The sequence below is a fragment of the Effusibacillus dendaii genome (assembly GCF_015097055.1).
In the GTDB taxonomy this organism is placed as follows: Bacteria; Bacillota; Bacilli; order Tumebacillales; family Effusibacillaceae; genus Effusibacillus; species Effusibacillus dendaii.
Genome location: NZ_AP023366.1, coordinates 390790 through 416391, shown reverse-complemented (window position 1 = coordinate 416391; position 25602 = coordinate 390790). Strand labels below are relative to the sequence as shown.

The following is a 25602-nucleotide window of genomic DNA, read 5'->3' as shown; positions in this document are numbered from 1 at the left end:
ATTAACCTCTTTCGATCAGGACTGCAATTCCCTGACCGCCGCCGATACAAGCAGTTACGATACCGCGCTTCGCATCGGTCCGTTTCATTTCATAAACCATTTTTGTAACAAGAATGGCGCCTGTAGCCGCGATCGGATGACCGTGCGCAATCGCCCCTCCATTCACGTTCACTTTGCTCATATCCATTTTCAGCTCTCTGTTGCACGCCAATACCTGGGCGGCAAAAGCTTCATTCAATTCAATCAGGTCGATTTGATCTAATTGCAGCCCGGTCCGTTTTAACAATTTCTGAACAGCCGGTACCGGTCCGATCCCCATAATGTTCGGGTCAACCCCAGCTACGTCGTAAGCGGTTACTTTTGCCAGAATTTCAAGCCCCAGTGATTCTGCTTTCTGACGGGACATAATAACCAGCGCAGCCGCTCCATCGTTAATTCCGGAACTGTTGCCTGCTGTTACGGAACCGCCTTGCTTGAACGCGGGCGGAAGTTTCGAAAGCGCTTCCATGCTTGTTCCAGGACGTGGATGTTCGTCCGTATCGAAGACAAATTCATTCTTGCCCTCTTTTATGGTTAACGGCAGAATCTGCTCCTTGAACCGCCCTTCCTGCATGGCGCGTGCCATTTTTTGTTGGCTTTCGAGCGCAAATTGGTCTTGTTCCTCGCGCGAAATCGAATATTTCTCAGCCAGATTTTCAGCCGTAATCCCCATCGGCGGATTTCCGATCGAATCCGGGGACAAACGAGCATTTACAAAACGGGGTGGATTGCGGTCAAACGCTTTTTCAACCCTTGCCATCATAAACGGTCTGTGCGTCATGCTCTCCGTTCCGCCGGCAATGAAAATTTCGCCGCGGCCTGACCAAATTCCCTCAGCAGCCAAACCTACCGCATTCATTCCGGAACCGCATTGGCGGTCAATCGTAAACCCGGAAATATCCAAGGGCAAACCGGCTTCCAAAAGCGTTAAACGCGCCATATTGCCGCCGCCCGCCAAACAGTTCCCCATTACTACGTCATCGATTTGACTGCCGTCAAGATTCGCTCTCCTTAATGCCTCTTTCATGACAGCCGCTCCGTATTGTTGCGGCAATAGGCTGCGCATGGCACCCGCTTCTCTCGCAATCGCTGTACGCACTGCAGAAACAATTACAGCTTCCATCCCCTCAGCTCCCCCAAAATAATATGGACAACCTCTTCTTCGAATAATAATTCCACCTGTGAAACAGAATTTCTCTTGTGGTTATTTCTATCCTACCTTTATACTTAAAGTTGAGTCAATAGTCGTAATTGTGAAAAAAACAGAAAAATAGAAGTTTTGAAAAAGAAGGTGGAGATTTGTATGACTTTTTGCCAAGTGAACAATGAAAAAATTTACTTTGAAAGACACGGTGCCACAGACGGAAAAACGCTGTTGTTCGTTCATGGAGCAGGCGGTTCCGCTGAAACATGGCACCGTCTCATTACATATTTGCCGGATTTTGACTGCGTTCTTTTGGATCTGCCTGCTCACCACCGGTCGGAAGGAAATACCTGCACTTCGATAATCGAATATTCCGGACTGGTTAACCAATTCGTCCAAGAAGTAACGCAAACAGCGAATCCTTCCCTGACTTATGTGGGACACTCGATGGGCGGTGCCATTGGCATTGAATTGGCCTGTCAATCCATACCTCCCGCCTGGTTAACCAATCTTGTCCTTGTTACGACAGGCGCCCGTTTAAAAGTGAACGATCAGTTTCTGACTCAGCTCGCCGCTGGTCAGTACGACCCCTCGTTTGCAAAAATCGGGTTTGCCCGCAATTCCCCGCAGGATCTGATTGAACAGGTAATTGCTCAGCGTGCGTTTGTCCCTACGGAGATTACATACCATGATTTTTCGGCATGTAATCAATTTGACAGAAGGAACGACCTGCAAAAAATTCAAATCCCTGTTTTGATCGCAGCCGGTGAGGAAGATCGATTAACACCGCCGCATTATTCCGTTTTCATGCACGAACAGATTCCGCAATCCACTTTCGTGCAGATCGCGGACGCCGGTCACTATCTGCCGCTTGAAAAACCGAAAGAACTGGCGGACGCCATTCGAAAATTCATTCCATAGCCTTGCAACACGAAATAGACTCTCAACACAAGATAGGCTTGCAACACGAAAATCAGGTCTGACCTGTACGGGCCAGACCTTTTTTATTTAGCTTGCTGTGACGCCACCGTCAACAGGGAGCACCTGACCGGTAATATAGCTGGATGCATCGGAAGCAAAAAATACAGCCGCCCCCTTTAGTTCATCTTCTGCTCCAAAGCGGCCCATCGGCGTTCCCTCCAGGATTACGTCGCCATACATTTTAAGCAATCCCTGCGACATTTTGGTTGGGAAAAATCCGGGCGCCAGCGCATTAACCGTAATCCCTTTCTTTGCCCATTTAACGGCCAAATCTTTCGTGAAAGAAATGACAGCCCCTTTGCTGGCATTATATGCGATCGCGTTCATCGCACGCGGGTCGCTTCCCACCAACCCTGCCACTGATGCAACATTCAGGATGCGTCCGTAGTTTCTTTTCTGCATTTCAACCCCAACCGCCCGGGACATGATAAACAAACCGGTGACATTGACGTTTAGCACTTGATTAAATTTGTCAAGCGGATATTCCTCTGTCGGCGCTCCCCAGGAAATTCCGGAGTTATTGATCAAAATATCAATTTTGCCGAATGCGTTAAGCGTTTCTTTTACCACCCGATCCGCATCTTCCGGATTGGTTACGTCACAGCCAAATGATAAGCTTTGGCGTCCGATCGCTTTGATTTTTCCAGCTACTTCGTCACAATTTTCTTTCTTGCGGGAACAGACGACCACATCAGCGCCCGCTTCCGCCAAACCGACAGCAATTTGTTCACCTAACCCGCGGCCTCCCCCTGTTACGATGGCCGTTTTACCGCTCAAATCAAAAAGTTGCTGAATGCTTCGCATATTGTCTCCCCCTCTTTTATGTTTTATGGCCGTGCTTCCTTTTCCAAAATACCTGTTTCCACAATGCTCCTCAAAAAACGTGTGATCGCATCGATCGTATACTTTCCATCCGGTCGGTACCACTGATACGTCCAATTGCAAATGCCCAAAATCCCCAAACTGGCAATCACAGGGTCCAAATCGCCGCGAAACTCCCCTGTTTCCATTCCTTCCCGCATCACATCCTCAAACAGCTTCGCATACGCATCCCGTTTCACACGGATGTGCTGCAAGTGGTCAGGATGCAGATGATGTTTTTCCGTAAAAAAAACTTTGGCATACGCCCCATAGTGAGCAATTTCCCCCAGCAGAATCTCCATCAACCTGCTTAATTTTTCTGTTGGATGCATGGTCGAATCGGTGACGGCGGTTGATTTTGCAAGCAATCCATTGATGTATTGCTCATGCAGCGCCATCAAAACGTCTTCTTTCCCTGTAAAATAATGATAGAAAGCGCCTTTCGTCACACCAGCGGCTGATACGATATCCTGTACGGAAGTTCTCGCATATCCCTTTTCTTCAAATAAACCGACAGCCACTTGCAGCAAGTTTGCCTGAAGATTCATGCCTGTTCGGATCCCCCCTTTCTGTACATACCATCCGGTCGGTATGTAATGTAATTAGATGCGCAGTGGATCAATTCCTCTTTTTCAGGTTGAGATTAAATTCGATAAAAAATGCCCCTGTTCCTCACAGGAGCATATGTTTACTCTTGAATTTTCAGACCCTGCCAACGGTAATCTTCACCAAACATTTCAAACGGTTCGGTTAACCAGAGCAACCGTGAAACAAGCGCTGCTGCCCGTTTCCCTGTTTCTTCGGAAGCTCGCTTCAAGTATTTATCCGCCAATTCAACAGGAGAATAGTTGGATGTGATAATGACCGGTTTTCGTTCCGGTTCCCGTCCGTTCAAAATCGTGTAAAGCGCCCATATAGACGATTCGTTTACATTTTCATGCCCCAATTCATCAATCACAAGCACGTCAGAAGAAATATACTTGTCGAGAATTTCCGAGCGTGTCGGCAGACCATCCCTGTTTTCCCGAAAATATAAATCAGACAGCGCCGCAAACGTTTTTTCCGCCTGTACATACAAGACCCGGATTTTGCGAGCGATCAGCCGGTTTAAAATGGCGGATGCCAGATGGGTTTTCGCAGTGCCAAAAGAGCCATATATATATAACCCTTTCATGGAAGAACCGGGCGTATATTCATTGGCGAACTGAAACGCCTGCAAACACAGTTCACGGTTCAACCGTTTTTGCGAGTCAGGAAAATTGTCAAATGTCATCCGCCGGTGGCCTTCGTTCAATCCGGAAAAGGACCACAGCCGATTCTCCAGTTCAGCGGCCAGGTATTCCTGATAAAAACTGCATTTGCTGACCTGTTCGAATATCCCCGTTTCCCCCAAACCAATGGAGAACTGATGGCCTTTCGCATCCTCCTCTTTCGGGCAAGCAAGGAAGCCTGTACACCCCTCGCATTTTTTGCGGTCGGATAAAATATGCATCAGCTGCAGGGATACACTCTTCGTATAGAAAGAGGGAGGCAGGTCGGCCGTCTTCAGCTCAGGAAACACAGATTCCCAATACTCTTTCGGCTGTTCCATCATCTGCCTGTTTAACGAATCGGCATGTTGTTTCCATGCATTCGGGTTACCCAACAGAGATCCAATCGGCGTCGGTTGCATACGGCCCCTCCTATTTCAAACCAGCTTTGCGAAGCTTGTCCAGATAGTCGCTTTTAAAATTCGACGCATCCTGTCTTTTCGCAGCCGATTTCCGTTGCCTTGATTTGCCCGTGGCGTCAGCCGGTTTGATCGCATACTTCTGTTTCCATTCTTCGATTGCCTGAAGCGCTTCTGTTCGTGTTCGAATTCCCCGTTCCTGCCAATCCTGCACGACCGCCTCCACATAGTTTTTGGGAAAATCCGGTTTCCCTTTGGTCAAAGCAAAGTGTGAGGTGACATGATCAATCAGCGCTTCAACACAGCCCGGTTCAAGCTGAAACGGCTCCTCCAAGAGCTGCAAAATTATATTGATTTGTACAGCGGACGGTTCTCTTCGAATTCTGTCGCGCAAAAACTGCAACAGGTACTTTTCAGATGAATCCTCTCCAAGAGTGGGAACGGACAATGTTTTGGTTTCCTTGATCCACTGCAAAGCCTGATCCTTCGTGATGATCGATGCAACCGACCAGGAATGGGCAATTGTCATCAAGTATTGACGATCAAACCCTTTTTTGTATTCCATTACATGTTCAATCAATACTTCAATCACCTGCGGCGGAAGTTCATACGGATAACCTTGCAATGTGGCGAGCAGTTCCTTATCGGACTCCGCCAGTTGTTCAACCCCCAGCATCATTCGAAAATATTCATACAGATAATCAGAATTTTTGGCGGTAAACGTGGGGCGGCGCTGTTCGTCACGTTCATCCACAAACGTAATCGGAGAAATGGGGAGAATCGATAACGAAACCCGTTCTTCATCGTATTGAATGACCCGTGTTTTGTTTATATGAACAATTGGCTGCTCCTGAAAGCGAAATGCTGCCAATTCCTCAATTCTTTTTTGTGCAAGTTGTAAAGAGATGCCTAACGCACGAGCAAAATCCGCAACAGAAATTTCAATCTTGCCGCTCTCATTCATAAACAGCGACAAACACACCAACGAGTGAAGAAGATGCGGCGGAATCTCCGCCAAGAAACCGGAGTAAAGCGCATCCTGATGCAGTATGAACTGCACTCGGGTCTCCCATACGTTACGAATCGGATCGTACTCTTTTTCAATTCGAGTCGATAAGGTCCTGAGGTTATTCATGAGCACCTGTCCTTTTCATTTCAATCCGATTTTAGTATAGCAAACTATCTGTATTCTGACATAGAGCGGTAGACCTACAAATAAAGAAAACTTGGCTTTCGCCAGGCTTAAGCGCAGGCGGAAGCCTAGTTGCACTTATGTCGATAGGATAAAATTTATAAATTCCTATCGACCAAGCAAAAAAACCGATTCGCGAGCGAACGGCTCCTGAATCGGTTTTGATTTACGCACATTTTGCCTTTTGCTGTTTCATCCATTCATGGAAAGCCTCTCCTGTCATGCTTTCCTCTTCGACCAACGTTTTGGATAAACTTTCGATGCCTGGCTTGTACTGTGCCAGCAATTGGCGTGTACGCTCTTCCATTTCTGCTAAGATACGGCGGATTTCTTCATCCAATACGTTTCGCTGCAAGTTTTCCGCATCCACAATTCCGAGTGATGACAACCCACAGGAAATCATCGTTCGAGCCAGTTGCGACGCTTGCACAAAATCGTTGGAGGCTCCCGTTGAACGGTTGCCAAACAAAAGCTCTTCGGAAACCGTACCAGCCAACGCGACCATAATCTGTCCTTCCAATTGTTCCTTCGTATACAGATAAGCATCCGCTTCCGGTATCTGTCGAACAAATCCGAGTGCGTTGCCGCGCGGGGCGATCGTAATGTGAGCCACCGAATTCGGTCTGACCGATTCAGATGCAATCGCATGTCCTAACTCGTGTACAGAAACACGCAGCAACTCGTCCGGCGATGGACGCTTGCCGGTTTTCTCACCGAGCAGGACTTTATTAACCGCATCACGGAGGTGTTCTGTTTCAATTTTAGTTTTGTTTTCACGCATGGCGAGAATCGCTGCCTCATTGGTCAAACTCTCCAGTTGTGCACCGGAAAAGCCGTACGATTCTTTTGCAATGGTTTCCAGGTCAACATCTTCGGCCAGCGGTTTGTTTGCTGTCTGGATTTTAAGAATATGCAGTCGTCCTTCTTTATCAGGCAAATCGACCTTAATCTGACGGTCAAACCGGCCAGGTCGAAGCAGCGCAGGATCCAGCATATCTACCCGGTTGGTTGCTGCCACGACAAGCACAAGCGGGTTGGTTGTGGTTTGCATGCCATCCATTTCGGTCAACAGCTGATTGAGTGTTTGATCATACTCCTGATGCCCCTGCCCGCCGCCTCGCTTGCCACCGATCACGTCAATTTCGTCGATAAAAATGATCGCCGAATCCTTGTTTTCGTTTTTCGCAAGCGTTCTTGCCTTTTTAAACAATTCACGAACACGGGACGCTCCAACCCCTACATACATCTCAACAAATTCGGAACCGCTCGCCGATACAAATACGGAATCGGTATAAGTGGCAGCCGCTTTGGCCATTAAGGTTTTCCCTGTTCCCGGCGGACCTGTAAGCAGAATCCCTTTTAACGGTCGAATGCCAAGCGAGCTGATTTTATCACGAAAACGCAGAAAATCGAGCGCTTCCATCAGCTCCCGTTTCGCCATCTCCTGACCGCCAATGTTGCCAAATTCAACCCGATGCGTAGATGTACGTTCCTTTCTTCCTGTCGTCAGCGCACCTTTCCGCTCCGCAACAACAGACATCGCAAACAACAGGATAGCAAGTAAGACAAATGGAAATGCATTGATTCCCAGGTATAGACAAAATACGGTAGCAGCCGCACCGATACCGAGAATCGCTTCACGAATCATAAAGTTTTCACCCCCTGCTGTGAAACAGGCAATTTATTGTATGGGATCACTTCGTACAGATAGTGGTCCGCTTGCTCCAGTTGTACATATATATTCTCCCGATCCATTGTTACAACGGCCCGCGACATTCCGTCCTGTTTCGCTCGTTTCTGGATCGTGTCAATCATATCGGTAAAACTGCCTTTCGAAATCCCTTCATAGATTACAGGCTGGTAGGCTTGGAACAACGCTTCCATCTCAGGTGTACGTTTGTCCCGAATTTTCACAGTTGTTTCTGTATTAAACGTTTCTGACACCTTGTCGATAATATCCCGGTACGCCGTTTGCAAATCATCCACCCGATTCATGGATACGGTAATTGATTTTTGCGTACCTTTTACTGTTACATCAACCTGCACAACCTGATGCGTTCCTTTCAATTCCTGTTCAAGAGGGCGAACCAGGCCGAAATCCCGATATAAAGTCCATCCGCCGAACAACAAAATCATAGCAGCAGCAAAAAATATCAACGTGGGTAATAACCGTATTCGCGACAAGGTTACAACCCTCCTTCCCGATATAGTTTACATAAACAAAGCAAAATAAGTATATCATAAATAAATTGTATCTCTCATATGTAATCTTGACCAGAGCTTACAGAAAAAGAAAGGACTGCCTGCAAGCGGATATTTGCTTTACACAAATAGAGCTGCCCCGAAAAGTGATCGTATCCACTTTCGGGACAGTTCCCCTAAAAGGTCTGCTATCTTATTTAGCTTCCAAACTGTACGTCGCAAGGAGATTACCTGTGTAGAAATCAAGGTAACTGTATTGTCTCTTTCCCTGTTGATTCACTCCATAAATCTCCCAGAATAATGTCGTAGTGCCATTCGACTTGAACGGATTTGGCCCGTTCGGGTCCACGATACCGAGTGTCATCCGATCGATTCGTTGAAAGCCGTTTGCCCGCGCTTTGTCTTCCAGGACGCTCCGTTTCAGCCCCTTATCCGTATATTCGGATCCCAATACCCGATCTTTGCTGCTCACTACAATCATTTCCCGGCCCAATTTATCCGTTCCGGTAAACACGAAACAACTGGGTCCATTCGAATACACTTCTGCAGACACGATTTGGAACAACGCAGAATGGTCAACCGCGGTTTGCGCGGCGGACTGCAAATCGGGCATTTGCGCATACGTTAATTGCCGCAGCAGAAATAAGGTTCCGATTATGACAATTGCACACACGGACAGGCTGTAAAATAGGATTTTTCGCATGGAACTTCCTCTCGCATTATGTGTCAGGGGATGTTGTTATTTCATAAACAGACAAATACAGGCAGCCATCTGTCTCTTTCGAAAGACCAAACGCCAAATCATAAGACTTCAGCGTACGATTCAGGAAATCCACAACTTGATAAAGGTGATCGCCATCTGCGAATTGAAATGTCGCAATCGTTTCCACTATATTGGACTCCAACCGATTTCACCTCAATTATAACATGAAAGCGCGTCCTGTTTACCCCTGTCATGGTAAAATCCTGCTAACATACGACAGAAACCGAAAGGGATACTATAGCTATCACGGTAAAGGGGTGATCGACAGTGGAATATTCAAGTCCCATGCCGCTCCCCGCTGAACAGATTAAAGAATTGGCTCGTCAAAAGGCAGTGGAACTGGGGGTGACCCATTTGCTGTTCTCCTCAGATTGGGTTAACCCGCATCTATCTAGTGATCCGACAGCCATTCCCATATCCATCCGGAAGATTCATACCTGTCTTTAAAGATTTCCCAAGAGCTGTAGGATCATTCGGGACAATCGCTTATAACGGGTGATTGTTCCTTTTCCGTTTCTTCCTGTCAAGCAAAAAGACGTTTACAAACGTTCTCGACTTCGTGATAAATCCGTTGCTCATCCATTGTGAGCATCTGTCGGTCCCGCATCAATACACGACCGTCCACAATCACGTCTGTTACATCACCCGATTGTCCCGCATAAACGAGATGCGCCATCAAATTATGCCGCGGATAATAATAAGGACGGTTGTAGTCAATCAAAATCAAGTCTGCCGGCGCCCCTTGCTGCAGCGTTCCATGTCCGTCTTCCAGGAATACGGCTTTGGCCCCGTTTACAGTCGCCATCTGCAATGCCTGATAGGCAGAAACGGCAACCGGATCGTATTGGACTCCTTTGTGAATCATGGCGGCCTGACGCATTTCTTCAAACATGTCCAAATTGTTGTTGGAAGCGGCTCCGTCTGTTCCCAGGCCAACCGTTAACCCTTTGTCCAACATTTTTAATACAGGCGCCACGCCCGATCCCAGTTTCAGGTTCGAGTCGGGATTATGCGCCACCTTTACATCGTAGCGGGCCATGATTTCGATATCCTCATCCGTTACGTGAACACAATGCGCCGCTAATGTAGGCCGTTCAAAAAGACCCACCTGTTCCATCAGGCGAATCGGTGTACAGCCATGTTCGGCCAGACAGCGTTCCACTTCCCCTTTTGTTTCCGAGAGATGGGTTTGGATTGGAACATTCAGTTCTGCAGATAGTTCAGCCACCTGCTTTACGTAATCGGGGGGGCAAGTATAAGGGGCATGCGGTGCCAAAGTAACGGTAACACGTCCGTTAGCCGCACCGTTCCATGTTCTGACAAACTGTTCGCTTTCCCGCAGCGCCTGCTCCCCTTTGGGCGGAAATCCAATCATTCCCCTGCCCAGCACAGCACGTATTCCCGTCTCCTCAACCGCCTGAGCCACCCTGTCCATAAAAAAGTACATGTCTGTAAAACAGGTGGTGCCTGTTTTAATCATTTCCAAAATCGCCAACTGGCTTCCCCAATAAATATCGTCTGCCGTCATTCGGTCTTCCACCGGCCAACATTTTGTTTCCAACCATTCCATTAAAGGAAGATCGTCCGCATAACCACGCAATAATGTCATTGCGGCATGGCCGTGCGTATTGACAAGACCCGGCATAACCACTTTGCCTGCTGCATCAATTTCCGTGTCCGCTTTCCCATGATAAGACCCTGACCCGACTTCACGGATCCGGTTTCCTTCGATCAACAGATAGCCGGTTTCGATCCAACCGGCTTCTGTCATCGGCAGGATGGATGCGTTTTTTATTAAAAGAGTGTCTTTCATGTCACACCTCCTGCTTAACCTGTCCATAACAGTTTTGATAGTTATTTCTAAGATACTCTACATCATCAACGGAAAGCAGGGCCGGGCTGCCAATCGTTTTTGCAATTGCAAAAATCCGGGCTCCTTTTTCCACAATTTGGCAGACTCGCAGCGCTTCCATCACGTTCGGACCAACTCCTACAACCCCATGATTGGAGAGTAGTACCGCATTTTTTCTGCCGAGTGATTTGACGGCACAGGCACCTAATTCTGGCGTGCCCGGCAATGCATAACGGGCAACGGATACAGAGCCGCCTACCACCTGTGCCAAATCTTCAACAATCGGCGGGATTTCCTTATGAACGGTGGAGCAGGCAGATGCGTAGATGCTATGAGTATGCATCACCGCATTCACATCGCTGCGCGCTTTCAGTATGGCTAAATGCAGGGCGAGTTCCGATGTCGGCCGTAGGCGTCCCTCTATTACGTTTCCCGTTCCCATTTCTACGACGACCAGATCGTCAATTTGCATCGTTCGATAGTCTACCCCACTGGGAGTCACAACGATCTGATCCGTTTCGGGTATTCGCGCCGACAAGTTTCCCCAAACGGATACGACCAGTCCCTGTTCATGCATTTCTTTGGCAGCTTGCAAGACTTGTTCCTTGATCTCCCTTACTTGTGTCTCCATCTGATTTAACCCTTCCCCCTGAGATATTCCATTCGGTTGGCGTCAGGTGATTCTACGACACCTTTTTCTGTTATGATCGCCGTAATAAGCGAATGCGGTGTCACATCAAACGCAGGATGCAACGCAGCAACACCTGGCGGCGCAATTCGGATACCGCCGATCGATAACACCTCATCGGCTGATCGTTGTTCAATTTCGATTTGCTCCCCGCTTTTGATGGAGAAATCCAAGGTGGACGTGGGAGCCGCCACATAGAAAGGGATGTGATGATAATGCGCCAGGACGGCGAGTGAATACGTGCCAATTTTGTTGGCTGTATCACCGTTTGCCGCGATTCGGTCCGCACCTACAATGACCAAATCGACCTTCTTTTCTTTCATTAAATGACCTGCCATCGAATCGGTGACGATCGTCACAGGAATCTGATCCTGCTGCAGTTCGAACGCGGTCAAACGGGCACCTTGCAGGTAAGGACGGGTTTCATCCGCCCATACGGTAATTTCTTTGCCCGCTGAATGAGCGGCACGAATCACACCAAGCGCCGTGCCATACCCTGCGGTTGCCAGGGAACCTGTATTGCAATGCGTTAAGATTCGGGCCCCCTTCGGGATATAAGGCTCACCGTTTTGACCGATTGATTGATTGATCGCGATGTCCTCCGTCATAATGGACTCCGCTTCCCGTCGAATCAGTTCCACGATCTGCGGCACATCCAGATCCGCATTAGTCTCGATTAACGACTTGATACGTTGAATCGCCCAAAACAGGTTGACTGCTGTCGGACGCGTTCTGGCCAGTCGGTCACAAATCCGTTCTATTTGGTTGAAAAATTCATTTTTATCGCGATTGACAGCCTGTCGGGCTCCCATCACAATACCGAATGCGGCGGCCGCACCAATCGCCGGCGCTCCGCGCACTTTCATCGTTTCAATTGCCTCTGCCACCTGTTCCACGTCCGAACATTCGATCCATTTTACTGCCCCGGGCAACTGTAATTGATCAAGCAGCAAAAGTGTTTCTCCGTTCCATTCCATCGCCCGCACGGCAATCCCCCATCCCAACCACTAATCTATGTAAATTTTTAAAGCGATCCCAATTCCGCCAAAGCATGTGGACATCGGCAGGTTCGCTCTTCCAGGCCGCGTTTGATCAACTCAAAAAACAAACGCCGCACTTTTTCAATGTTGGCTCTCATCGTGTCTGCCACTTCCTGATGAGTCAAAAATGAGTCGGCAATGCCTGTGCAATAATTGGTCACGATCGCGACAGTTGCATAACACATCTCCGCTTCTTTTGCCAAGACGACCTCCGGGACAGATGTCATACCGACAACGTCGCCGCCAAGCCTTGCATACATGCGAATTTCAGCCGTCGTTTCAAAACGGGGCCCCTCTGTGCACACGTAGACGCCTCCCGGCTTGACTTCGATTCCATTTCGATCCGCCGTTTCCGCGATAAGACGGCGCAGCCGACCGCAGTACGGATCGCTCATATCGATGTGCACCACCCCATTTTCCCCTTCGTAAAAGGTGGTTTCTCTGCTTTTGGTCATATCTATAAAATCGTCCACAATCAATAATTCGCCCGGAGCGATTTCCTCTTTTAAAGAACCAACAGCTGCTGTCGCCAGCACCTGCTTAACGCCAAGCTGCCGGAGCGCGGCAATATTGGCACGATAGTTGACCCGATGCGGCGGAACCGCATGCCCTTTTCCGTGGCGGGAGAGAAACGCCACTTGTTGTCCGGCATACTCCCCTATATCAATGAATGAAACACCGAACGGCGTATCGATCTGGAGGTGATCGACTGATGACAATAAACCAGCGTCATACACGCCTGTTCCCCCGATTATGGCAAAATCAGCCCTCATTTCGATCCTCCCCGGTAATACTTCCGTGTTCGTCCGATCTGTCTGTTACGGTTTCATTTAAACAGCGGGTATTCTAAATGTCAATACGGCACGTCGAAATAAGGGTGGTTTTCGATGAAATGTAAGATTTCGGTAATGTCGATACCCGCTTGTTCCATGGGTTGAAACAAATCCCCCACCTGTTGAACCCGTTCCGGCATCGTACGTATTGTGAAATCTTCCGGAACGGCTCCTTGTGCCAATTCCCGCCATGTAAGCGGCGCGGAAACTTTCGCATCCGGATGGGGCCGGGGAGAATAGGGAGCTACCAGCGTTTTATGCGGAGCATGCTGCAGATAATCAATATAGATTTTGTCTCCCCGGTTTTTGACCAGCCGCTCTACCGTGACCAAATCAGGATATTGATGGGCCATGAAATGAGCAATAAATTTTGTGACTTTTCTTGTCTGTTCAAACGAAAATCCGGGACGGAGCGGAATAAAAATCTGCAGTCCGGTGGCGCCGGATGTTTTCGGATAGCTGGGCATCTGCAGATCGTCGAGAATTTCTTTGATTAAAAACGCGGTATGTTTGATTTTTTCGAAGCCAGGTACGGAAGGATCCAAATCAATCGCAATATTTGTCGGATTGTTTGGGGCCTGAATTTTGGAATACCACGGGTGAAGCTCGATACAGGCTTGATTTGCCAACCAGATTAAGGTGGCCGTGTTATTCGCCAGTATATAGTGGACAACCCGTTTGCTTTCGGCCGAATAAACCGGATATGTGGCGACCCACTCCGGCGTGTCCGGCGGAGCGTTTTTTTGGTAGAACGATTTTCCCGATACTCCGTGCGGAAAGCGAACCAGCGTCAGAGGTCGGTCTTTCAGATGAGGGAGCAGGTACGCTGCCATCCGGATGACATATTCGATGTAGGCCGATTTTGTAATACCCGCTTCCGGCCAAAGCAATTTGTCAAGATTGGTAAGCCGTACGGGATATTCCGCGAGCAGTGTCTCCAGCATGCGATCCCTCCGTTGAGACTGTTTTCCGTAGTTTTCCCCGACCGGGTGATATTATCAGTTTTGATATAGAAAAAACCCTTCCAGCGGAAGGGTTACCCGATATAATAGGCAAGCGATTGAAGTTCGGTGGTCAAATCTGCGTTGCGGAGATACACATGGTTTGGTACACGCATCGTAATCGGAGCGAAGTTCAAAATTCCTTTGATGCCAGCCTCCACCATCTGATCCGCCACTTTCTGTGCCTCCGTTGCCGGGACCGTGATGATGCCGATTTTTACATCCTGCTCTTTGACCGTCTTTGCCAGTTCTTGAATCGGCTGCACCTTAACCGTTCCGATTTTGGTGCCTATTTTCTCCGGGAACGAATCGAAAATGGCGACAATTTTCATTTTCTCGTTGGTGTAGCGGTTGTAATTTGACAGCGCAGTTCCCAGGTTGCCCGCCCCCACCAAGGCAACGTTTAAACGTCTATCCAATTTCAGTATCTGCTTAATTTTGGCGATTAAGTATTCCACATCATAGCCGATGCCTTTTCTTCCGAATTCGCCGAAATAGGCGAGATCCTTTCGAATTTGAGCCGGGTTCATTTCCAAATGTTGACCCAGATCAAGCGAAGAAACGGTTGTAATGTTCATTTCGTGAAGATGCTGCAAGTATCTCAAATATACAGGTAATCTGCGGATTACCGCTTCTGAAATTTTTGGAGTTTTCATTTCCACCCCCGCAATTTCTAGGACGACATTTTTGCTTTGTTCAAATGGTGGTGGCCATCCATCTTCCGTTTAATTCTGTATAACGCATTGTCTATCGCCTTTGTGGAAGAATTCATCAACGTTGCGATCTCTTTGTACGAATGGCCTTCTGCATGCAAGGAAAGCACTTGATACTCAAACGAACTCAGAATTTTCCGAAGTTTTAATTGCAACTCGATCAACTGCTCCTGGTGAATAATCATCTCATCCGGTTCATTTCCGTGCGGGGAAGGAATCGTATCCAGCAAGGATCGGTTCGATTCGTCGTCTGATGCAAGACCATATAACGACAAATACTGGTTCAGAGGTTGGTGTTTCAGCCGTCTAGCCGTTTTTATGGCGGTAATGATTTGTCTGGTAATGCAGATCTCGGCAAACACCCGAAAAGGGATTTCTTTCTCTCGCCGATAGTCACGTATCGCCTTATACAGACCGATCATACCTTCCTGCACCAAATCCTCATATTCCGCACCGGCAAGAAAGAAAGAACGTGCACGCAACCTGACATACGGTTGAAATTGGGACAGAACTCTCTCTACTGACTGCGCGTTCCCCTGCTGTGCCAGTACAATCTCTTCCTCAACATTTCCTGCTTCCAAGTGAGTCATGTTCAATATGACCACCCCACATGATGAGAGTCTTATTCTTCATCATAGAGGAAGTGAAAAAGTTTCGCAATCAAAATTTAATAGACTCTTAATTTTTTAGCCAGTTGTAAATCACTTTCAGTATATCCTGCTCCGGTCCTTGATAAATCCAAGGGTTTGGCAAGGATTTTATGAAATGGCGGCCGTATCTTGCCTCTACCAATCGGCGATCATAGACGACAATCGCGCCCGTATCTTTTTTGGAGCGGATTAAGCGGCCAAAACCTTGCTTAAAACGGACGATTGCTTGCGGAACCGAATATTCCATAAATGCGTTTCGCCCTTCTTTTTCAATTGCTTCTGTTCTGGCTTCCGCAATCGGATGGTTGGGCGGCCAAAACGGCAGTCTTACGATCACCAGACAGGACAAATCTTCACCCGGTATGTCAACACCTTCCCAAAATGAGTTGGCGCCAAACAGAACCGCTTTTTCTTCCTGTTTAAACTGGTGAACAAGCCGCATTCGGGAGGAGGAATCGATTCCCTGCGCAAACAGCCGAATGCCATGCTCGGCAAGCGCTGGCTTCACCTTCATATACGCATCACGCAGCATTTTATGAGAGGTAAACAGCACAAGCATTCTCCCTTTGGAGATGCGGGCAAGTGAAGTAATCGACTGACAGAACGAATCAACAAATGTTTCGTCCGAAACACCTTTCACCGGTACCACATCCGTAGGAATACAGAGAAGGGCCTGTTTTTTATAATCAAACGGAGATTCGACCTGAAGGGTTAAGAGCCTTCCCTGTTGTTCCGATTGCCGTAGGCCCAATCGGTCTATTAGATAAGAAAATCCCTGGTTGACAGTAATTGTTGCAGATGTCAACACAACCGAATCTTTTTTTTCGAACAGCTTTTCATTTAGCAATTGACCTACATGGACAGGAGTCACATGCAAACTTACAGCAGGCCTGACCGATTTTTCGTCCGCCTCCAGCCATAAAACAGACCGATCCGATTCGTTTGAAACACCTGCCGCCTCACGGAAAAAACGGGTCATGGTCATGGTTTGCCGATCAAATTCCTGAATCTGCCCGGAGATGTCTGTAGAGAAACCGATAATTTCATCGTCATGTTCCCGCGCTTCCTGTTCCAAACGTTTCATCAATTGCCGCAACGTCATTGTATCCGTTTGCAGATTATCAAACGCAGACAGAATTGCTTGCCAAATCGGCAGCTCTGTGTGCATATGATGGATCCGGACGGTCCACCGACCGCCTTCCCGATTGTTCGCCTGTTCGATCGCAAACGTTTGCAGCAGCCGGAATGTTTCTTCCGCATGTTGGCGGACCGTTGCAATCGTATCTGTCATTTCGTCGAGAATGCGAGCCAGCAAGGCAAATTCGGGGTGTAAACCAATCAGGGTACGCATTTGCACAATCAAACCCTGTTTGTTTTCTCGGACCAGTCTGTTTAAAGCGGCAATCGACTGATAATATCCGGCCTCCTCCCCTAGATGTTTTGTTGCCTCGTCTTCCAGATGATGCGCTTCATCCACAATCAGGCTGCTGTAAGCGGGAAGTACCCGGTGATCAGCGTTTAAATCGGTGAAAACGAGCGAATGATTTGTAATCAAAAGATCGGACTGCTCGGTAGCCGACCGATTGCGAAAATAGTAGCAATTGCGAAACCACGGACATTTTTTGGCAATGCAGGAATCAGAGTCGCTTGCCACACGGTTCCAAAGTTCGATGTGTGATCCCTGCAAATTCAGTTCTTCTTTGTCACCGGCCGCCGTTTCCAACAACCACGTAAGCATACGGGCGTAAAATGAACGTTCGCTGGCGTCTCCGACCATCCCCTGTGAATGAATGCCGTTCGCCACTTTTCGCATGCAAACATAATTATTTCGTCCTTTGACAACAGTCGCGCGAAACGAAATAGGCAAAATCTGCTGCAGCAGCGGCAGGTCTCTGTCTTTAATCTGCTCCTGCAAATTGATGGTATGGGTCGCGACTGCGACCCGTTCCCCGCTAGCCACCGCATAATAGATGGCGGGTACCAGATAGGCCAGCGATTTGCCTGTTCCGGTTCCCGCTTCCACCACCAAATGCTGGTTCGACAGCAGCGCATCCGCTACTGTACGCGCCATTTCCATCTGTGACGTACGCTCTTCATAATCTGCATATTGATCGGCAAGCGGCCCCTGGTTGGACAGGATACTCGTTGCCGTTTCCGCATCAAACTCCAATGGTTCACGCCGATCGGCCGATCGTTCCGCTATTTCCACAGGCCGATGAACAAGCTGCTGAATCACTGTACATCCTTCAGGAATTTCCGTTTGTGCCAACTTGACCGGGTCCTGTAACAACTCTGCAAAGAAATCCCGCAAGTTCCAATCCGCAAACATGTTTAACTGTTCAATTTGCTGCAATACCAACAACGGCAGCTGTTTTGCCTGCCTCTGCAAAAGCAGAAACAATTCGGCTGTAGCTTTTGCGTCCGACAATGCTCGATGCGATTTCTCATGCGGAATGCCATACTTAAACGTCAACATTTCCAGCGCATACCCGGTTTCTTGCGGCCATAAAATCTGCGCGAGTTCCAATGTATCGATACATCGTCCGGAAACAGGCAAATAGCCGCAACGTTCAAATGCTGCATTCAGAAACGAAACGTCAAACGAAGCGTTATGAGCTATCAAATTGTAACCGTCGACAAATTTAAGAAATTGCGGAATCACTTCTTCCAGTGTGGGCGCATCTGCCAGATCATCGTCTGTAATGCCTGTCAGTTCCTTGCAAATGTCAGTCAAAGGACGATCCTGCTTCACAAGGGTAGAAAACGTATCGGAAATTTGGCCGTTTTCTATACGAACAGCGCCGATTTCCACAATGGAGTCTTCCTTCAGCGAGAAGCCGGTTGTTTCCAGATCTATCACAACATAAGGGTTTTGCACACAGGTCACCCCGAACTAATAATTTCGTTACAATTCTATAACGGGACCGGGTTTTCCTGCAAACGATGCCAACATTGTTCGGCCAGCTCTGATTCTCCCAAACCGGAATGGGCAACACCTTTAAAAAACAGGGTTTCTTTACAACGGGGATCAATTTGCAAAGCAGAGGCAAAACGTTCGATAGCCGTCCGATAGTCTCCCTCTTGTAACGCGAAACAGCCGGATTGCAACAAGCCGATTTTGCGTTGTGTGAAATTGCCGGATTCCATGATCTGGCTAACAATCTGATGTGCATCGTCGGTTTGCCGCATTTGAAACAGAACTCTTGCCGTTCCAATCTGCGCTTCTATCGATTGAGGGAACCGCTGCATGACCCGCGTGAAGATTCGGCCCGCTCTCTGATAGTCTCCCGCCATCAGCATGGCCCACCCCAAATTGATCTGGGATTGAATGTGGTCACGTTTTAAACTCAGTTGTTTTTTAAAACAGGCAATCGCATCCGGGTAGTTTCCTTCTCGCATATGAAGCCAACCAATTGCTCCAATCGGCTCCACTTCATAGGGATGAAAACGGTTTGCCCGTTCATACAAGGAATACGCCAGCCCAACTTGCCCGTTTTGCAGCATCAGATCCCCGTATTGCATTAAAATATGAAAATCTGTCGAATTCAACCGATATGCTTTTTCAATGTGCGCAATCGCTTTTGGCAGCGAACCGAGCCGACGCCAAATGGCCGATACAATCCGTTCCGCCTCCCAATCGTTCGGTTCCTGGTCAAGCGCCGCCAGGAAAGAGGCCAGTGCTTCGTTGTATTGTTTTAAGTTGTACTGGCAGACGCCCAAATTAAAATGTATATCGCGGAACTCTTTAAAATGGGAAGCTGCCTGCTTAAACTGTTCAATTGCTTGTTGGAACTGTTCTTGTTCCGCATAAATATGGCCAAACGTATGATGCACCGTGGCGGCTAAGAACGGTTCCTTTACAGCGGACGCGACTACATGCAGCTGTTCAATCGCTTTCCCGTGTTCTTTTTTGCCTGCATACCCAAACGCCAAATAGAGACGCGCGATCATAAAATCTCCGTCTAACTCCACCACTCTCTCCAGTTCGCGAATCGCATCCGGGTACATAAGTAAATCAAAATATCCCAGCCCTTTTCGAAAGGATTGAATTAAGAGTTCTTCTTCCGCCCTTGGCAGAAGAGGAGGCGCCATCACTTTTACCGGCTTATCTGCAGCCTTTCCGGATATTGGCTGCCATTCGATCTTTTTTTCAGGCGCTTGCGGTTGGGGTTGCGGTTTGAAAACCGGGGCCGGAGACTCCACAGTATCAATCTGAAGGTTGTATTGATCGGCCAAATTTGAGATTTTTTCTTCAAAAGTCAGCCATTTTTCCACAAATCGGTCACATAACGCACGCAACGCAATCAGTTCTTCCTGCAAAATCTGTTTTTCTTCCAGACCGGCACCGGCCAGCTGCTTTTCGATACGTTGAAGCGCCCGAAACAATTGATCAAACGGTTTGTCAAACAAGACTTTCACCCCCGGACTTTGCATTTGGATTAGTTTGCGGCAACCTTCCGGTTCTCATACCAAAAGAACCGGTTTTCGCAACCGGTTCTTGGCGTTACAGTTTCGTTTGACTTGTGTCATGATGCTGCCTGTGATGATACTATAAAACGGTACTGTGCTGTTCCTGTTTGATTAATTCCCGGATCGTGTTATCCGGATTCATAATCGCAACCACTGGCCGGTGCTCCCGAACTTTGGACTCTTCAACCAAGGCATATGAAATGATAATGACCGTATCGCCCTCCTGCACAAGACGGGCAGCCGCACCGTTTAAACAAATCACGCCGGAGCCGCGTGGACCTGGAATAACGTAGGTTTCAAGCCGTGCCCCGTTATTGTTGTTGACGATCTGCACTTTTTCATTTTCCAATATGTCAACCGCATCCAAAATATCTTCATCAATTGTAATGGAACCAATATAGTTCAGGTTTGCCTGTGTGACAACCGCTCTGTGAATTTTCCCTTTCATCATAGTGCGAAACATTTCTGTCCCCCCTCAATCCAAAAACGTATTGTCGATCAACCTGGTTTGCCCAAATCGGACCGCCAATGCGAGCAAAGCTTTTTGTTCGATCGTTTGAACATCTGACAGTGTTTTCGCATCGACGATCTTGATGTAATCAATATCGGCCAACGGCTGTTGTTTAATGATTGCCGCCACATGGTTTAAAATCGCTTGGGCGGATCGCTCGCCTGACCGGTACAGCATCTCCGCCTCCTGCAGGGAACGAAACAGGGATAATGCCTGTTTTCGCTCTTCCGGCGAAAGGAATACGTTGCGGGAACTCATCGCCAATCCGTCCGGTTCCCTGACAATCGGGCAAGGAACGATTTCAACCGGCATATTCAGATCCTCGGTCATCTGCTGGATGACACGCAACTGCTGCGCATCTTTTTGACCGAAAAACGCTTTGTCAGGCAGCACAATATGGAACAGTTTGGAAACGACCGTAGTTACACCGCGAAAATGGCCTGGCCGGGACGCCCCGCAAAGGTTTTCCGTTAAAAGTTCGACATCTACGTATGTGAATTGTTGATTTGGATACATTTCCCGTACAGATGGCGCAAAAATCGCATCCACTTGGGCCGTTTCCGCCAATTTCGCATCATTCTCCAAATTTCGAGGATATCGGTCAAAATCTTCTGCTGGACCAAACTGCAACGGATTGACGAAAATACTCATCACCGCTATGTCGCATTGCTGCTTTGCTTGCCTTGCCAACGCCAAATGACCTTCATGCAGGGATCCCATCGTCGGCACGAGGCCAATTGACCTGCCGTCCGCCCGGTGCTGTTTTACAAAACGACGAATATCATCAATCGTATGCAGAATTTGGATCTGATTCAAAGTTTTCATGACAACTGAAGCTCCTTTTTCAGTTGATACAGTACTTCCTCTTTCATGCCAAACTCATGTTCAGTTGTCGGAAATGCGCCTTCCTTTACCTCCCGGCTGTAAGTTTGCAGCGATTCCACCATTGAGCCGTACAGATGACTGTATGTTTTGACAAAACGCGGCATATAGTTATGAGTAATGCCGAGCATATCGTGAATCACCAGAACCTGTCCATCACAGCCTGCTCCGGCGCCAATTCCGATTGTCGGGATTTTCAAGTGTTCGGAAATCAATGCGGCGAGCGGTGTCGGAACCATCTCCAACACAATCGCAAAGCAGCCTGCTTCCTCCAGCAGCATCGCGTCTTCAAAAATTCGCTTGGCGCTGTCCAAATCCTTGCCTTGCAATTTGAAACCGCCCAATTGATTGACCGACTGAGGCGTGAGTCCGAGATGGCCCATCACTGGAATATTGGCGCGAATAATGGCGCGAACTTCCTCCAGCATCTCCCTGCCGCCTTCCAATTTGACTGCATCGGCACCTGCCTCCTGGATCAATCGGCCGGCATTTCGAACCGTCTCTGATAGTGAGATATGAGCGGATAAAAATGGCAGGTCGGTCACCACAAATGTGTTTTTGGCACCTCGTTTGACCGCCTTCGTATGATGGATCATATCTTCCATTGTAACAGGCAAGGTAGTGTCATATCCCAAGACCACCATACCCAGTGAATCGCCGACCAGGATGAGATCGACGCCCGCCTCTTCCACCGCACTTGCAGACGGATAATCATAGGCGGTTACCATTGCAATCCGCTTGTTCTCTTTTTTCATTTCTCTTAATGACACAGTTGTCTGCTTTACTTTCTGTTCAGACATTGTGTGACCCCCTTGACCCCCGCAGCCGTCTGTTTCCGATAAGTACAAAAAACCTTTTCGGCCAGAGCGCGAAAAGGTTTACGAACATTCTCCCGTAAGGTCCTCTGTCTCGGTCCATTGGCGGCTCAGAGCAGAATTAACGTACAGTTTGACATTGCGAAAATTCTGTATACGGAGTACAGTTCCATCGCACATTCGACGCTTGGATACCGCCTCCTGTTTTCAGTATAGACTGAAAACGATTTCTTGTATAGAGGTTAACTGATATCCGCCGAATAAACCTTTCGCTGTCCGTTTTCTGTTTCCAGAATTAACGCGCCCACATCATCAATATCGACCGCTGTCCCCGTTATGATGCCCTCGGCCAGATAGGCAGATACGCGTTTCCCGATTGTGACGCTCTGCGCTTTCCACTGTTCGCGAATCGTTGCAAAACTTCCCTGCTTCACATACGAATCATACAGCGTCTCAAATCGCTCAAGAATACTTTGCACCACAGACGCCCTTTTGTAAGGTGTACCCGAATAAATTCTGAGCGATGTGGCAGTCGATCTCAGTTCCTCCGGAAAATCATCTGCTGTTTGGTTGACGTTGAGGCCGATTCCCAAAATGACATAATCGATTTCTTCCGAACGAATATTCATTTCGGTCAGGATGCCGCAGCATTTTTTATCGTCCAGTAAAATATCGTTAGGCCACTTGATGCCCGCTTTTTTCCCCATATGCTGACTGATTGCCTGACTGACCGCAACAGCAGCTACCAATGTCAGCTGAGGCGCCTGTGAAAAAGACAATTTGGGACGCAAAACCAGGCTCATCCAAATTCCCGTTCCTGATGGAGAAAACCAGGATTTGCCACGGCGTCCTTTACCGCCGGTTTGCATATCCGAAATGACAAGCATTCCTTCCGACGCGCCTTCGTCAGCCATTTTGGCTGCCAGTACGTTGGTGGAGTCAACCGTTTTCAGAGACAGTATTTTTTGCCCCATCCTCTCGGTCATGAGTCCCTCACGAATTTCTGCGGCTGTAACCAGATCCGGCAGAGCCAGCAATTTGTATCCCTTATTGCGCACCGCATCAATTGGATATCCTTCATCCTGCAGCTCTTTAATATGTTTCCAGATCGCTGTACGGCTGACGGAAAACTGTTTGCAAATTTCCTCGCCCGATATGTAATCTGTTTGATGTGTTCGCAGCAGTTGCAAGATCCGTTCCTTCATATCGCTCATTTTACAGACTTCCTTTTTGCAAAAAATGTTCGGCCGCATGTTTTAACTCCTGCGACCGGTTTAAATTGGGATTTGTCAGGACCAATTGCGCCAATTGGTTCAGCAGCGGTCCCAACCAGGGACCTGGTCGTCTGCCAGTATGTTTAAGGATGTCATGCCCTGTCACAGCAAGATCGGCAAGCGACCAAATCGGTTGGTCCTCGATAGAAGCCAAACAGACTGCGATCAATTTATCCGCATCGACCGGTATCATTTGACTATAGATCAAAATCGCCTGTTCGGCAGCATGTTGCCCGTGTTGATAGAGAAACTGCCGCCAATCAAACGGAGACCAGCGGAGCGGGTTCGAGTCAGGCATCGCCTCTAAGATGGCGACAACCGAACGAGTCAGACGTTTCGGCTGCCGTATCTGATTCATCCATTTTTGCACGAGACGCACGTCTGTCCCCAGTAGTAATGCCGCATGGCGCAAATCCAATTTTTTCGGCAAGCGGTCTGCAAATTGTGCGGCCCGCAGCCATTCCTCCTTTGTACGGGACAGAATGGAGCCAAAAATAAAGGAGAAAAGCCCCGATCGAATGAGTTGATCAACCCCCAGTGACAGATCGGCGCACACCATTTTATTCCATTCATCCCGTATTCTCTCACGAGCGATTCGTCCGATTATCGGCGCATGTTGGATTATGCTCCGCCACGTTTCCGATTCGATCTGAAACCCCAAAACAGCAGAAAAACGGACAGCCCGCAACATCCGTAAAGCGTCTTCCTGAAATCGGGCAGACGGATCGCCCACAGCCCGAATGATCTGTTGTTCCAAATCAGACTGTCCCCCGAACGGATCGAATAAGTTACCGAATCTGTCCTGCGCCATGGCATTGATGGTGAAATCCCGTCTCGCCAAATCTTCCTGTAACGAGGCATCAAATCTGACTTCACTCGGCCTTCTGGCATCTTTGTACACTCCCTCGCGGCGAAACGTGGTCACTTCAATCCGTTCCCCATCCTCCAATACAGATACCGTACCATGCTGAATACCGGTAGGCACCGTATGGGGAAACAAGGATTGCACCTGATCTGGCAGCGCGTTTGTGGCTACATCATAATCGCCCGGAGTCAGACCCAGCAGTTTGTCCCGCACACAGCCCCCCACCAAATAGGCTTCAAATCCGGCATTCAGAAGCGTATCGAGCACATGGTAGACAACATACGGTTTATCGTTTGCTGAGCCGAGTGAGTCGATTTTCGCCATACCACAGCCCTGTGTCAGTCGATCAGATTTTCCAAACCATAAACCAGGCCGGTAATGCCTGTTACCTTTTTCGCCGCCAAGGCAACCCCCGGCATAAACGATTCACGGCTGATCGAATCATGCCGGATAACCAGTGTTTGTCCCACACCGCCAAAGAGGACTTCCTGATGGGCCACATAACCGGGCAACCGAACCGAATGGATTTTCATCCCTTCAAAATCGGCTCCCCGCGCTCCCTGTAACTTTTCCTCCTCTGCGGGATGGCCCTGCTGCATGCGAGCCCGCTCTTTGGCAATCATCTCCGCTGTTTTAACGGCCGTTCCGGAGGGAGCATCCAATTTTTGGTCATGATGCAGTTCAATAATCTCTACATGCGGCATATATTTGGCTGCCATCGCGGAAAATTTCATCATCAAAATCGCCCCGATTGCGAAGTTGGGGGCCACCACCCCGCCAATCTGTTTCTCTTTTAAAATACGGTCCCACGCCTGCAGATCCTCTTGTTTGATGCCGGTCGTTCCGACTACCGGACGTACGCCATATTCCAATGCGATATAAACATTCTGAGTCACCACGTTTGGTGTGGTAAAATCAATCAACACTTCAGCGGAAGATTGCAGAAGCGCTTCTGCCAGGCTGTTTGCAACGAACACACCTGCTTCCTCCGTCCCAATCAGGCTTCCAATGTCCTGTCCCACACTTGACGGATCAATGGCTGCCACTAATTGAAAAGCCGGATCCGCCATCACTGTTTTTACCACTTCCCGGCCCATTTTTCCTAATGCACCTGCAACTGCCACGCGAATTTGCCGATCTGAGTTTGCCATATGTAT

26 protein-coding genes are annotated in these 25602 nt (G+C 48.4%); 2 read left to right on the top strand and 24 right to left on the bottom strand.

Annotated features, from left to right (window positions below):
- Position 1: 1 nt before the first annotated feature.
- Positions 2 to 1162 carry a thiolase family protein gene (locus skT53_RS02165; RefSeq protein WP_200759567.1) on the bottom strand — a complete coding sequence of 387 codons (1161 nt, stop codon included), beginning with the start codon at positions 1160 to 1162 and terminating at the stop codon, positions 2 to 4.
- A gap of 180 nt (positions 1163 to 1342) precedes the next feature.
- Here skT53_RS02165 and skT53_RS02160 point away from each other — a divergent pair, with 180 nt between their 5' ends.
- Positions 1343 to 2104, top strand: coding sequence for an alpha/beta fold hydrolase (locus skT53_RS02160; RefSeq protein WP_200759566.1), 762 nt, complete (start codon positions 1343 to 1345; stop codon positions 2102 to 2104).
- A gap of 87 nt (positions 2105 to 2191) precedes the next feature.
- On the opposite strand, the gene skT53_RS02155 is transcribed toward skT53_RS02160, so the two are convergent.
- The 8 genes from skT53_RS02155 to skT53_RS02120 all read right to left on the bottom strand — a co-directional run bounded on the left by skT53_RS02155 (position 2192) and on the right by skT53_RS02120 (position 8978).
- Positions 2192 to 2968 carry an SDR family oxidoreductase gene (locus skT53_RS02155; RefSeq protein WP_200759565.1) on the bottom strand — a complete coding sequence of 259 codons (777 nt, stop codon included), beginning with the start codon at positions 2966 to 2968 and terminating at the stop codon, positions 2192 to 2194.
- A 23-nt stretch (positions 2969 to 2991) separates the two neighbouring features.
- Complete coding sequence (locus skT53_RS02150; protein WP_200759564.1) at positions 2992 to 3573, bottom strand: TetR/AcrR family transcriptional regulator; 582 nt, start codon at positions 3571 to 3573, stop codon at positions 2992 to 2994.
- A gap of 140 nt (positions 3574 to 3713) precedes the next feature.
- Positions 3714 to 4697, bottom strand: a complete 984-nt coding sequence (locus skT53_RS02145; protein ID WP_200759563.1) for a DnaA ATPase domain-containing protein — start codon at positions 4695 to 4697, stop codon at positions 3714 to 3716.
- 10 nt (positions 4698 to 4707) lie between these two features.
- The gene (locus skT53_RS02140) at positions 4708 to 5829 is read right to left on the bottom strand and encodes a DnaD domain protein (protein ID WP_200759562.1); all 1122 of its coding nucleotides are present in this window, start codon (positions 5827 to 5829) and stop codon (positions 4708 to 4710) included.
- 223 nt (positions 5830 to 6052) lie between these two features.
- Positions 6053 to 7534, bottom strand: a complete 1482-nt coding sequence (locus skT53_RS02135; RefSeq protein WP_200759561.1) for an AAA family ATPase — start codon at positions 7532 to 7534, stop codon at positions 6053 to 6055.
- Positions 7531 to 8070, bottom strand: coding sequence for a hypothetical protein (locus tag skT53_RS02130; RefSeq protein ID WP_200759560.1), 540 nt, complete (start codon positions 8068 to 8070; stop codon positions 7531 to 7533). The genes skT53_RS02135 and skT53_RS02130 overlap by 4 nt, the downstream gene beginning before the upstream one ends.
- A 211-nt stretch (positions 8071 to 8281) precedes the next feature.
- On the bottom strand, positions 8282 to 8791 hold the full coding sequence (locus tag skT53_RS02125; RefSeq protein ID WP_200759559.1) for a hypothetical protein: 510 nt from the start codon (positions 8789 to 8791) through the stop codon (positions 8282 to 8284).
- A 16-nt stretch (positions 8792 to 8807) separates the two neighbouring features.
- Positions 8808 to 8978 (bottom strand): DUF4264 family protein, encoded by a 171-nt coding sequence (locus skT53_RS02120; RefSeq protein WP_226375313.1) that lies wholly within the window; start codon positions 8976 to 8978, stop codon positions 8808 to 8810.
- Positions 8979 to 9118: 140 nt separating this feature from the next.
- Between skT53_RS02120 and skT53_RS02115 the strand changes: the two genes are divergently transcribed.
- On the top strand, positions 9119 to 9298 hold the full coding sequence (locus tag skT53_RS02115) for a hypothetical protein (RefSeq protein ID WP_200759558.1): 180 nt from the start codon (positions 9119 to 9121) through the stop codon (positions 9296 to 9298).
- Positions 9299 to 9374: 76 nt separating this feature from the next.
- Here the strand turns inward: skT53_RS02115 and skT53_RS02110 are convergent, their stop codons facing one another.
- The 15 genes from skT53_RS02110 to dapB all read right to left on the bottom strand — a co-directional run bounded on the left by skT53_RS02110 (position 9375) and on the right by dapB (position 25596).
- Positions 9375 to 10664, bottom strand: coding sequence for an amidohydrolase (locus skT53_RS02110; protein WP_200759557.1), 1290 nt, complete (start codon positions 10662 to 10664; stop codon positions 9375 to 9377).
- A gap of 1 nt (position 10665) precedes the next feature.
- On the bottom strand, positions 10666 to 11334 hold the full coding sequence (locus tag skT53_RS02105) for a class II aldolase/adducin family protein (protein WP_200759556.1): 669 nt from the start codon (positions 11332 to 11334) through the stop codon (positions 10666 to 10668).
- A gap of 5 nt (positions 11335 to 11339) precedes the next feature.
- Positions 11340 to 12368: an S-methyl-5-thioribose-1-phosphate isomerase gene (gene mtnA / locus skT53_RS02100; protein ID WP_200760838.1), complete on the bottom strand. Its 1029-nt coding sequence runs from the start codon at positions 12366 to 12368 to the stop codon at positions 11340 to 11342.
- Between the two features lie 47 nt (positions 12369 to 12415).
- Entirely contained in the window at positions 12416 to 13204 is a 789-nt protein-coding gene (mtnP, locus tag skT53_RS02095) for an S-methyl-5'-thioadenosine phosphorylase (protein WP_200759555.1), read from the bottom strand.
- Between the two features lie 80 nt (positions 13205 to 13284).
- Entirely contained in the window at positions 13285 to 14208 is a 924-nt protein-coding gene (gene ligD, locus skT53_RS02090) for a non-homologous end-joining DNA ligase (protein ID WP_226375312.1), read from the bottom strand.
- Between the two features lie 92 nt (positions 14209 to 14300).
- Positions 14301 to 14921 carry a redox-sensing transcriptional repressor Rex gene (locus tag skT53_RS02085; RefSeq protein ID WP_200759554.1) on the bottom strand — a complete coding sequence of 207 codons (621 nt, stop codon included), beginning with the start codon at positions 14919 to 14921 and terminating at the stop codon, positions 14301 to 14303.
- 17 nt (positions 14922 to 14938) lie between these two features.
- A complete protein-coding gene (gene sigH / locus skT53_RS02080) occupies positions 14939 to 15568 on the bottom strand; it encodes an RNA polymerase sporulation sigma factor SigH (protein ID WP_200759553.1) in 630 nt (209 codons plus the stop codon).
- 88 nt (positions 15569 to 15656) lie between these two features.
- Positions 15657 to 18506: an ATP-dependent DNA helicase DinG gene (dinG, locus tag skT53_RS02075; protein WP_200759552.1), complete on the bottom strand. Its 2850-nt coding sequence runs from the start codon at positions 18504 to 18506 to the stop codon at positions 15657 to 15659.
- Between the two features lie 35 nt (positions 18507 to 18541).
- Positions 18542 to 20038: a tetratricopeptide repeat protein gene (locus skT53_RS02070; protein WP_200759551.1), complete on the bottom strand. Its 1497-nt coding sequence runs from the start codon at positions 20036 to 20038 to the stop codon at positions 18542 to 18544.
- 139 nt (positions 20039 to 20177) lie between these two features.
- Complete coding sequence (gene panD, locus skT53_RS02065) at positions 20178 to 20561, bottom strand: aspartate 1-decarboxylase (protein ID WP_200759550.1); 384 nt, start codon at positions 20559 to 20561, stop codon at positions 20178 to 20180.
- A 12-nt stretch (positions 20562 to 20573) separates the two neighbouring features.
- On the bottom strand, positions 20574 to 21434 hold the full coding sequence (panC, locus tag skT53_RS02060; protein WP_226375311.1) for a pantoate--beta-alanine ligase: 861 nt from the start codon (positions 21432 to 21434) through the stop codon (positions 20574 to 20576).
- Entirely contained in the window at positions 21431 to 22291 is an 861-nt protein-coding gene (panB, locus tag skT53_RS02055) for a 3-methyl-2-oxobutanoate hydroxymethyltransferase (protein ID WP_200759549.1), read from the bottom strand. The genes panC and panB overlap by 4 nt, the downstream gene beginning before the upstream one ends.
- Positions 22292 to 22548: 257 nt before the next feature.
- The gene (locus skT53_RS02050) at positions 22549 to 23520 is read right to left on the bottom strand and encodes a biotin--[acetyl-CoA-carboxylase] ligase (protein ID WP_226375310.1); all 972 of its coding nucleotides are present in this window, start codon (positions 23518 to 23520) and stop codon (positions 22549 to 22551) included.
- 1 nt (position 23521) lies between these two features.
- The gene (locus tag skT53_RS02045) at positions 23522 to 24769 is read right to left on the bottom strand and encodes a CCA tRNA nucleotidyltransferase (protein ID WP_200759548.1); all 1248 of its coding nucleotides are present in this window, start codon (positions 24767 to 24769) and stop codon (positions 23522 to 23524) included.
- A 14-nt stretch (positions 24770 to 24783) separates the two neighbouring features.
- Complete coding sequence (gene dapB, locus skT53_RS02040; RefSeq protein ID WP_200759547.1) at positions 24784 to 25596, bottom strand: 4-hydroxy-tetrahydrodipicolinate reductase; 813 nt, start codon at positions 25594 to 25596, stop codon at positions 24784 to 24786.
- Positions 25597 to 25602 lie beyond the last annotated feature (6 nt).

What these genes read in the sequence shown, in the direction of transcription:
- mtnA (WP_200760838.1), bottom strand. Translation starts at nt 12,368, where the DNA reads ATGGAATGGAACGGAGAAACACTTTTGCTGCTTGATCAATTACAGTTG.
- skT53_RS02145 (WP_200759563.1), bottom strand. Translation starts at nt 4,697, where the DNA reads ATGCAACCGACGCCGATTGGATCTCTGTTGGGTAACCCGAATGCATGG.
- ligD (WP_226375312.1), bottom strand. Translation starts at nt 14,208, where the DNA reads ATGCTGGAGACACTGCTCGCGGAATATCCCGTACGGCTTACCAATCTT.
- skT53_RS02160 (WP_200759566.1), top strand. Translation starts at nt 1,343, where the DNA reads ATGACTTTTTGCCAAGTGAACAATGAAAAAATTTACTTTGAAAGACAC.
- skT53_RS02165 (WP_200759567.1), bottom strand. Translation starts at nt 1,162, where the DNA reads ATGGAAGCTGTAATTGTTTCTGCAGTGCGTACAGCGATTGCGAGAGAA.
- skT53_RS02110 (WP_200759557.1), bottom strand. Translation starts at nt 10,664, where the DNA reads ATGAAAGACACTCTTTTAATAAAAAACGCATCCATCCTGCCGATGACA.
- mtnP (WP_200759555.1), bottom strand. Translation starts at nt 13,204, where the DNA reads ATGAGGGCTGATTTTGCCATAATCGGGGGAACAGGCGTGTATGACGCT.
- skT53_RS02140 (WP_200759562.1), bottom strand. Translation starts at nt 5,829, where the DNA reads ATGAATAACCTCAGGACCTTATCGACTCGAATTGAAAAAGAGTACGAT.
- panD (WP_200759550.1), bottom strand. Translation starts at nt 20,561, where the DNA reads ATGTTTCGCACTATGATGAAAGGGAAAATTCACAGAGCGGTTGTCACA.
- skT53_RS02155 (WP_200759565.1), bottom strand. Translation starts at nt 2,968, where the DNA reads ATGCGAAGCATTCAGCAACTTTTTGATTTGAGCGGTAAAACGGCCATC.
- skT53_RS02050 (WP_226375310.1), bottom strand. Translation starts at nt 23,520, where the DNA reads ATGAGCGATATGAAGGAACGGATCTTGCAACTGCTGCGAACACATCAA.
- skT53_RS02105 (WP_200759556.1), bottom strand. Translation starts at nt 11,334, where the DNA reads ATGGAGACACAAGTAAGGGAGATCAAGGAACAAGTCTTGCAAGCTGCC.
- skT53_RS02125 (WP_200759559.1), bottom strand. Translation starts at nt 8,791, where the DNA reads ATGCGAAAAATCCTATTTTACAGCCTGTCCGTGTGTGCAATTGTCATA.
- skT53_RS02045 (WP_200759548.1), bottom strand. Translation starts at nt 24,769, where the DNA reads ATGGCGAAAATCGACTCACTCGGCTCAGCAAACGATAAACCGTATGTT.
- dapB (WP_200759547.1), bottom strand. Translation starts at nt 25,596, where the DNA reads ATGGCAAACTCAGATCGGCAAATTCGCGTGGCAGTTGCAGGTGCATTA.
- skT53_RS02150 (WP_200759564.1), bottom strand. Translation starts at nt 3,573, where the DNA reads ATGAATCTTCAGGCAAACTTGCTGCAAGTGGCTGTCGGTTTATTTGAA.
- panB (WP_200759549.1), bottom strand. Translation starts at nt 22,291, where the DNA reads ATGTCTGAACAGAAAGTAAAGCAGACAACTGTGTCATTAAGAGAAATG.
- skT53_RS02085 (WP_200759554.1), bottom strand. Translation starts at nt 14,921, where the DNA reads ATGAAAACTCCAAAAATTTCAGAAGCGGTAATCCGCAGATTACCTGTA.
- skT53_RS02135 (WP_200759561.1), bottom strand. Translation starts at nt 7,534, where the DNA reads ATGATTCGTGAAGCGATTCTCGGTATCGGTGCGGCTGCTACCGTATTT.
- panC (WP_226375311.1), bottom strand. Translation starts at nt 21,434, where the DNA reads ATGAAAACTTTGAATCAGATCCAAATTCTGCATACGATTGATGATATT.
- sigH (WP_200759553.1), bottom strand. Translation starts at nt 15,568, where the DNA reads ATGACTCACTTGGAAGCAGGAAATGTTGAGGAAGAGATTGTACTGGCA.